Genomic DNA, 8,246 nt, shown 5'->3' on the forward strand with positions numbered 1-8,246 from the left:
GCTACTGCTCTCCTTCCAATCCCGCCTGCCGCAGAATACTCTTCAAAGTCTTCGGGTGCAGATCCTGGCCGGGATGTCCCGTGACCATCAACGCAGCCCTTCTTCACGGGATGCTTGTAGTGCCGGTGGCTGCCTTCCTGCCCGATGGAGTACCAGCCATCGTTTTCAATCAGCCGCATCACATCCCGAATTTTCATGGCTCATTATATCGAGCCGGCGGCGCCGATGTTGCCGCCGTAATCTCAGTCCGTATCGCACGCATTCACTAGGGACAGATACGCAAGCAGATATTCCGTCTCACGTCTCCGAATAAAGGAGGGCGTGAAGAGTGCGCAAATCGGGCGCCCTGGTGAAGCCGAACGTGTCCGCTTGCTCACGCGCGCGGCTCTGTGCTCCGGAGGCAGGCAGGAATGCCTGCCCCACTTACTTCTTCTCGGCGGCGTGGGCGCGGGCGGCTTCCATGCCCTTCAGCGTGGCTTCCAGTGCGCCGGGTGCGCGCTGCTCAAACCATATTTGCTGGCGCTCGGCCATCAGTTCCAGGTTGCGGACGTACAGGGGATTCTTGCGCGTCTCGCGAAATGCCGCGACGACTTTCTTCACGCGTATCCAGGTGAGCATGCCTTCCAGATTGGTCTCGAAGTAGAGGTCTTCGTCGATCATGCCGCGATTGACGATGGCCGCCACCATGTCCCAGTAAGTAATCACCTGGCGGTAGTGCGCGTTGGTCTCGCTGCCCAGCGGACAGATTTCCAGAAAGCCCTTCAGGTCTTCCGCCCAAAAACTGGCCAGCAGCCAGGCGCGTCCCTTGCGCAGCTTCTCTTCGCGGCGCAGGTCGTAAATCTTGATCAACAGTTCCGCGTTATGCGGTTCCAGACGAACCATATTTACCTCGTATGCGAAATCGGCGGAGTCATCGAATAGTTTTGAACCAAAATTTTCTGAATCCAAATTTTCCGAATCGTCCGAAGATTCAAAATTTACCAAATAATTACTTCCATTCATCATACCCGACAGGTGCGAAGTGGCGGGAAAGCTGATCTGAAGTCCCCCCACCCCCCCGAACCCTCAACCCCGAATCCCCAATCCCCAGTTTGTCAATCTGGTCAGAGTGGCCAGCACCGTGAAAGTGTGCACTTTGGGCAGAACCGCAAAAACCGACAATATGTCAGGCTATTTTTTGAGTGCGGGAATGTGGTCGATTCCCCCGAAGTAGGGGCGCAGCGCCTCGGGGATTTCGATGCTGCCGTCCGCCTGCTGGTAGTTCTCGACGACGGCGATCCAGGACCGCCCGGTCGCCAGGCCGCTGCCGTTCAGGGTATGGACCAGCTCCGACTTGCCTTTCGTCCCGGTGCGGAAGCGGATGCCGGCGCGGCGCGCCTGGAAGCTCTCGAAGTTGCTGCAGGAGGAGATCTCGCGATACTCGTTCAGGCCCGGCAGCCACACTTCAATGTCATAGGTCTTGGCGCTGCCGAAGCCCATGTCGCCAGTACACAGGGCCATCACGCGGTAGGGCAGGCCGAGCTTCTGGAGCAGCGCCTCGGCGTTGCTGGTCAGCCGCTCCAGCTCGTCATAGGAGTGGTCGGGGTGCGCGAACTTCACCATCTCCACCTTCTGGAACTGGTGGTTGCGGAAGACGCCCTTCATGTCCTTGCCATAGGTGCCCGCCTCGCTGCGGAAGCACGGCGTGTAGGCCGCGAGGTTGATGGGAAGCTCGGCGGCGTCGAGCGTTTCACCACTGTAAAGATTGGTTACTGGCACTTCCGCGGTAGGGATGAGCCAGTAGTCGGAGCCCTCCAGCTTGAAGAGGTCATCGGCGAACTTCGGCAGTTGTCCCGTGCCGAACAGCGCCGCCGAGTTGACGATGGCGGGCGGCAGGACTTCGCGATAGCCGTGCTCGCGGGTGAGCGTGTCCAGGAAGAAGTTGGCCAGAGCTCGTTCCAGGCGCGCGCCGCCGTCCCAATAGACGCCGAAGCGAGCGCCGGCGATCTTCGCGCCGCGCTCCATGTCCAGGATGCCGAGCTGCTCGCCGAGTTCCCAGTGCGCCTTGGGCTTGAAGGCGAACTCACGCGGCGTGCCCCAGCGGCGAACTTCCACGTTGTCCGCTGCGGAGCGGCCCACGGGGACAGTCTCGTGAGGAACATTGGGATAGGTGGTGAGTATCTCGCGCAACTCTTCGTCCACCTGCTTGACCTGATCATCGAGCAGCTTGATGCGGTCTGAGATACCGCCCATCTCCGCGATGATGGCGCTGGCGTCCTCGCCCTTCTTCTTGAGCGCGCCAATCTGATCGCCAGCCTTGTTGCGCTGGCTCTTGAGCAACTCGACTTCGGTGAGCAGGCGGCGGCGGCTGGAATCCACCTCGCGAAAACGGTCGAGGCGCAGCGCCGAGCCGCGTTCGGCCAGCTTGCGCTCAACCAGTTCGATATTATCCCTTACAAACGACAGGTCCAGCATGGGCTACGCACTCCGCGCACGGTGACTTTTTGGGCTTACGGGCATGGGCCCCAGACTCGGCCGGAAGCACCCTTGATAGCATTTCAACTAATTCATAACAAAGGAACAAACCACAATATCCCACACTTATGGTATACTCTTCTACTTTGCTGTTGCTGAGGAAGTGCCACATTGCATGCAACCGAGTTAAGCTGTGGCTCATCTACTACATAGTAGCAGAACTGTAGAATGTTCGCTCCGCCCCGCCGGCAGAATTGGCGAGTAAGCAAGACGCCGGAGGGTTCGAGGAAGGATGCACAAAAATGCGAACTGCCGCACGCAGTAAAACTGAAGCACGGGGAAAACCTGATGCACGAGGCCGCAAGGTAACCGCCATCCCGCGCAGTCATGGCCGCAAGAGCAAAGTCCCTGCCGCGTCGCTGCATAGCCAAGGCGTGGCCGTGTCTGTGGATGAGCGCGTCGAGGATTTGATCCGCCGCTACCCGGCGCTCGGACGCTCGCTTGGCGTACTGGTATTTGAAGGCAAGAAACGCATCCGCGATTTTCCGCCCGCCGAGCAACTGCGCATTCTGCGCATGGTGCTAGCGCTAAAGAAGGCCTCTGGGGGATAGACATCCCCCAGTTTTTTTTATCCACTGTAACTTTTTACCACCAATCATATTGTTTCCTCCCCTGAAAATCTTGTATCCTGATTAGCTGTGGTTGCGAACGGGGCGCGGTCTGCCACGATCCAAAGACACTGGAGCAGTCGCAAGACCACTTCAAACAAATCGGGCCGAGAAGCCCGCAGCATCGAGGGGAGAATATGGCATACGTAATCGCTGAACCTTGTATTGGAACTAAAGACACGGCCTGTGTGGACGCCTGTCCGGTGGACTGCATTCATCCGAAGAAGGACGCGCCCGGCCATGCCGAGGCCACTCAGCTCTACATTGATCCGGCCGAGTGCATTGACTGCGGCGCATGCGTCCCGGTATGCCCGGTGACGGCCATCTTCGCGCTGGACGAACTGCCCGAGAAGTGGAAGCACTTCACCGAGCTGAACGCCCAGTACTTCGCAAAGTAAGTTGGCGAAGTTTACTTCCCTGCTCGTATAGGTTGTGCGTTTCCTCTCTAGTAATTGGTCTAGTAATTGGCGGGAGTTTCGTATCCGAAGCTCCCGCCTCATTCCCATTCCTTCCTAAAGCCAGCCCGCACCAACTCCGCGCCAAAGCCTCCCCATACCATCCCGCCGCCGAACTCGGCTAGTACGTCCTATTCACAAATAAGGTCCTTTGATCCATTCCTGTATCAATTCAGTTGAACCAGAATCGAATTAGCAAGCATGATGGGAGGGAAATGATTATGCGCCTCTGGTTTGATTGTTCGCACAAGAACACCACGTTTCCAATCACTCTGCCTGATCACGCGCGCAAAGTGCCTGCGACGGTCAACGGGTCCGCGCACCGCACGTACATTGCGTGCCTCGACTGCGGCAGAGAGATTCCCTATAGCTGGGAAATGATGAAACCACTGCCGCGCCGGCTCGCTGCGCTCAAGGCCGTAGTGGCTAGCCAAATCCGAACTGCTGCCTGATTGCCAGTGGTGCTGGAGCGGAATTTGCCGTAATCCATCCCGCGATCAACCGTTGCGAGCCTCAACTCGATTGCTATCGGCCCCCTTACTCCCGTCTATAACTTGTTGCGCCCCTGCTCTGGAGAATCACGAACTGGCGGAGTTCCATATTGCGCTTAATGAGCAGCAAGCGTAATATTGAGGACGGGCAGGCGAAAGGCCACTTTCCCCGCTATCATTTAATATTGATTCAGGACAGGAGAAGGAAATGAAGATTCGGTATTCTCTCCGAGGGATGGTTCGCCTCGCATTGATCATGTTTTCAATTTATCAAATGCCGCTGCGGGCGCAGACACCAGCGAAAGTGCGCATCACCGCCAGCCTCAGCGACGTTTCCATCAACAAGATTCCCTTTATCGTCGCCGAGAACGAAGGGCTGTATGCCAAGTACGGACTGGAAGTGGTGATGACTCCGTTCAGCGCCAGCGCCGCGCGAGTCCACGGCGTGCCGGACAACGTGCCCAAGAGCGTGCGCGACGCAGTCGTCGGTCCCAACATCTCGATCGGCGGCGGCGCGCCCGGCATGTGGGACAAAGCAATTTCATCGGAGCCCAACGACCGCGTGATCATCGGCACCACGGATGACATCGTCCACTGGGACATCGTCGCGCAGCCGGAGTTCAAACGACTTGAGGACTTGAAGGGCAAGCGCTTCGCTATCTCCGGCCTGTCGGCCTGCACCGGCACCGTCGCGCTGGTCGTGGCCAAGCACATGGGCTGGGATCCGGTGCAGGACATGGCCATCCTGGAAGGCAACTACAGCATCACCCCGCTGCAGAAGCGCTGGACCGATGCGCTGATCGCCTACGAAGTCCCCCTGGCCATGGCTATGAAGGCGGGCTATAAGCCGCTCGACCTCGACATGCGCAAGTGGAATGAGAAGATTCCCTGCAACGGTATCTGGACATCGAAGTCATGGGCTCACGCCAACAAGGCCACCGTCATCGCCTATTTGAAGGCGGTTACCGAAGCCATCTCGATGATGAAGAAGGACAAGGAAGTGGCCTTCCGCGCCATCGCCAAATATTACGACTTCAAAGACCGCGAGCAGCAGCAGGTCATCTACAACGGCGCCAAGGAAATGCCGCGCAAACCGTATCCGTCCGTCGAGGGAATCAAGAACGCCATGAAGCTCTACGACGGCGCCGCCATGCGCCGCTTCAAGGCCGAGGACTTCTACGACGACAGCTTCATGAAGGAGCTGGACCAAAGCGGCTTTATCGACAGCCTGTACAAGTAGGATTCCTAAAAGCGAATGGGCGGGGCCGATCGGCTCCCGCCCATTTTTTTTTGCGCCAGGAATGCGCATCCGCCAGAACAATTACTTGGCAAGTGTCGGCGGCTGGTGCTGGATTGGTTCGGGGACGCGGTCGCGGTCGAGCGGCTCCAGCTTGAAGGTGAACTCGACGGGCGCGGTTTGCGGCAGGTAGCATATCTTATCGTCGCAGGCCTGGTAGCGCAGCTTGCCGCGGACCTTCAGCGTCTTATCGCCATCCAGAATGGGCTTCAGGATCGACTCCGCCGCCAGCGTGATGTCCTGCGTCAGGCGGAACTTCGCTTCGTACACCGGGACGATCTCATTGATGGCCGGCAGCAGCAGCAGCTTGCCCTTGGGATAGTTCACGTCTTTCGCGACGTAGTTTGCAGACGCTTCGAGTTCCCACTTGATGGGGATGTAGTTCTTCACCTCCGGCGTGTAGACATGCATTTTCGGCGGCAGCACGAAGTCGGCGACCAGAGTCAGGCGCAGATTGGGTCGAACGACATCCGTGGTCGGATAGTAGCGGACTTCCAGATAATCCGTCTTCACCACGGTCTCCCTGGTTCCTTCCACCGACCCGAATTCCTTTAACAGTATGGTCGGCGTCGTGTAGCGGTCCTGATAGCGGTCCTCGAAGTACTTCGACTTCACCGTGCCGCTCGCGTCCACGATGAACGTGCCGGGATACGGCACGCCCGCCCACAAGTGCCCTGCTGGCACGGCGGTGTTCAGTACGCCGAAAGCGCGGATGGCACTCGACTTCTCGTCGGCCAGCACGGGCAGCGTGATCTTCTGACGGCGCGCGAAGTCCTGCACAATGGGCAACGTGTCATAAGTAAAGACCACGATTCCCAGTCCGCGCTTCTTAACTTCATCTGAATACTTTTGCAGCTCGACCAGCTGCGTCTTGCAGTACGGTCACCAATCGACCGAGCGCTGGAAGACGATCATGGCCCCGTTCGGCCCTACAACGGATTTGAAGTCGCGCGGCTTGCCCGTCTGATCCGGCACACTAAAGGCGGGAATCTTCTTGCCCACTGCGATGCCGGTGGAGACGGGGGGAGCTTCACGCCAGGCATCGCTTGGCTGGATCGCCTGTCCGGCGGAAGACTGTGCGAACGCCATGCCCGGCGAGATCGGCGCTAACAACGCCGCCAGCAAGGATATCCATCGAACAAGCCGTTTAGAGCCGTGTCGCATTGCGTTCCTCCGTAGTAACCAAGAATCACTGCGAGGTTAGATTCCAATCCAACCGGCAGAGATGCAACGATGCCATTGAATGTTCGACCGCTGGACTCATCCGTCTTTAGCGCACCGCAATGGACACGGTGTTCGATTGCGCGCCGCCTATGCGGACTTCCACCGGAACCACATCGGCCGGAGCCACACTCGAGGGAACCTGCCCGTTGATCTGATACAGCCCGAAGAATCCAGGCGCGAGTCCAGCGAAGCTTACCGGCGCGGAAATGCCCCCGATGGTCACGGCAATCAACGTGGTGATGGGCGAGAGTGGGCTGGACGGCGACGCGATGCCCGTCGGCGGCTGGTTGCCGACCGGACCAAGCCCAGTCGCATAGATGGTAATGAACTCACCGCGTCCAACGGGACGCGACCCGGAGAATGCTCCCAAGGGTGCGGCCAGCGAGGTGGTGTTGGCGATGACCGCCACCGCCTGCCCCGCCCCGGTCGAATTTGCCGTGAAGATGCCCGGCTGCGCGGCGGTGAGCGCCACCGGAATTACATTGCTGGCCACACCGGCAATGGTTACTTTCAACTCCGCCTGCGACAATCCGGCCAGCACCCAGGGAACCTGGAAGTTGATTTGCGTGGCGGTGGCGGCATACACCGGGGCGGTGATGCCGTTCGCCTGCACTAGCAACGAACCGGAGCTGCCGCCCGCAAGATTTAATCCGAAGACGGTGGCGATGCCGCCCGGAGCCACCGGCGCGCCGCCGCGAAAGCTTGCGCCGTTGACCACCGTGCCGGAGAACAGCACCGGCGTTGTGGGCGAGCCTGCCGTCATCCGCGTAAGCAGCGCGTCGCGAAACCCGCCAGCAGGCTCTGGACTGAGCAATACTCGCGGCGTGCCACCAACGATGAACAATCCCCCTAGGCCACCCAGTCCCAGCGCCGCTCCCGAGGCCACATCAGTCCCGTCGCTGCCGAACTGGCGCGTCCAAATCGCATTGCTGTTCAGATCGTACTTACGCGCAAAGGCATCTTCATTCGCGCCACCACCGCCCGCTTGTCCCGGCAGCGTGCCGAACACATTACCGACGATGTAAATCGAGGAGGCATCGAGCGCTAGCCCGGTGGCCAACACATCGCGTGTCGCGCTGAACTGGCGCGTCCAAACTACGTTGCCGCCATTATCGTAGCGGCGCGCAAACGCGTCGTAGCCGGGCGCGCTATTCTGCTCCGGCAGACGGCCACTGGTGGCTCCGCTGATGTATAAGCCCGTCGCATCGGCAGCGGCGGCAGCGGGAAACTCATTTCCATCCGTGCCAAACTGCCGTGCCCAGAGCAGGTTGCCGGCGGCATCGTACTTGCGCACGAAGACATCGTAGATGCCGCCGGCGAAGGTCTGATCCGGAAATCCGAAATCAGTTTCACCGAGCACGAAGATTCCCGTGGCGTTGGCGGCGACCGCGACTACATTGTCGAATCCACTTGTGCCGAATTGGCGCGTCCAAAGCAGCGTGCCGGCGGCGTCATACTTGCGCAGATAGCCATCCCAGCCTGCCACGGGTATCTGACCGGGAAGAATTCCTGCGGTTGCGCCGCCAACGTAGATGCCCGTATCGTCCACGGCCAGCGCGTTGGCGCGATCATTATTCGGAGTACCCACAGTCGAGGCAATCCTGCGCGTCCATACCAGCGTGCCGCTGGGATCATAGCGGCTGATAAAACCATCGCG

At 59.3% G+C, this 8,246-nt stretch carries 8 protein-coding genes and 1 pseudogene; 3 read left to right on the forward strand and 6 right to left on the reverse strand.

Annotated elements, in window-relative coordinates; genetic code table 11:
* Nucleotide 1 precedes the first annotated feature (1 nt).
* From EXQ56_07310 to EXQ56_07320, 3 genes and pseudogenes are all read right to left on the reverse strand, one after another.
* Nucleotides 2-197: pseudogene (locus tag EXQ56_07310) on the reverse strand (addiction module toxin, HicA family).
* Between the two features lie 226 nt (nt 198-423).
* Complete coding sequence (locus tag EXQ56_07315; protein MSO20263.1) at nt 424-882, reverse strand: hypothetical protein; 459 nt, start codon at nt 880-882, stop codon at nt 424-426.
* A 288-nt stretch (nt 883-1,170) separates the two neighbouring features.
* Nucleotides 1,171-2,454, reverse strand: coding sequence for a serine--tRNA ligase (locus tag EXQ56_07320; protein MSO20264.1), 1,284 nt, complete (start codon nt 2,452-2,454; stop codon nt 1,171-1,173).
* A gap of 302 nt (nt 2,455-2,756) precedes the next feature.
* On the opposite strand from EXQ56_07320, the gene EXQ56_07325 reads away from it, so the two are divergent.
* The 3 genes from EXQ56_07325 to EXQ56_07335 all read left to right on the forward strand — a co-directional run bounded on the left by EXQ56_07325 (nt 2,757) and on the right by EXQ56_07335 (nt 5,308).
* Nucleotides 2,757-3,065 carry a hypothetical protein gene (locus EXQ56_07325; protein MSO20265.1) on the forward strand — a complete coding sequence of 103 codons (309 nt, stop codon included), beginning with the start codon at nt 2,757-2,759 and terminating at the stop codon, nt 3,063-3,065.
* A 194-nt stretch (nt 3,066-3,259) separates the two neighbouring features.
* Nucleotides 3,260-3,520: a ferredoxin family protein gene (locus EXQ56_07330; GenBank protein ID MSO20266.1), complete on the forward strand. Its 261-nt coding sequence runs from the start codon at nt 3,260-3,262 to the stop codon at nt 3,518-3,520.
* A gap of 756 nt (nt 3,521-4,276) precedes the next feature.
* Nucleotides 4,277-5,308, forward strand: coding sequence for an ABC transporter substrate-binding protein (locus EXQ56_07335; protein MSO20267.1), 1,032 nt, complete (start codon nt 4,277-4,279; stop codon nt 5,306-5,308).
* A gap of 81 nt (nt 5,309-5,389) precedes the next feature.
* Here the strand turns inward: EXQ56_07335 and EXQ56_07340 are convergent, their stop codons facing one another.
* The 3 genes from EXQ56_07340 to EXQ56_07350 all read right to left on the reverse strand — a co-directional run.
* Complete coding sequence (locus tag EXQ56_07340; protein MSO20268.1) at nt 5,390-6,175, reverse strand: redoxin domain-containing protein; 786 nt, start codon at nt 6,173-6,175, stop codon at nt 5,390-5,392.
* A gap of 72 nt (nt 6,176-6,247) precedes the next feature.
* The gene (locus tag EXQ56_07345) at nt 6,248-6,529 is read right to left on the reverse strand and encodes a hypothetical protein (GenBank protein MSO20269.1); all 282 of its coding nucleotides are present in this window, start codon (nt 6,527-6,529) and stop codon (nt 6,248-6,250) included.
* Nucleotides 6,530-6,635: 106 nt separating this feature from the next.
* Nucleotides 6,636-8,246, reverse strand: a 1,611-nt coding sequence (locus EXQ56_07350) for a hypothetical protein (protein ID MSO20270.1), incomplete at its 5' end; no start/stop codon positions are given.

This window comes from Acidobacteriota bacterium, assembly GCA_009691245.1.
In the GTDB taxonomy this organism is placed as follows: Bacteria; Acidobacteriota; Terriglobia; order 2-12-FULL-54-10; family 2-12-FULL-54-10; genus SHUM01.

Coding starts and splice junctions, on each gene's coding strand:
- EXQ56_07315 (MSO20263.1), bottom strand. CDS start 882: ATGGTTCGTCTGGAACCGCATAACGCGGAACTGTTGATCAAGATTTAC.
- EXQ56_07320 (MSO20264.1), bottom strand. CDS start 2,454: ATGCTGGACCTGTCGTTTGTAAGGGATAATATCGAACTGGTTGAGCGC.
- EXQ56_07325 (MSO20265.1), top strand. CDS start 2,757: ATGCGAACTGCCGCACGCAGTAAAACTGAAGCACGGGGAAAACCTGAT.
- EXQ56_07330 (MSO20266.1), top strand. CDS start 3,260: ATGGCATACGTAATCGCTGAACCTTGTATTGGAACTAAAGACACGGCC.
- EXQ56_07335 (MSO20267.1), top strand. CDS start 4,277: ATGAAGATTCGGTATTCTCTCCGAGGGATGGTTCGCCTCGCATTGATC.
- EXQ56_07345 (MSO20269.1), bottom strand. CDS start 6,529: ATGCGACACGGCTCTAAACGGCTTGTTCGATGGATATCCTTGCTGGCG.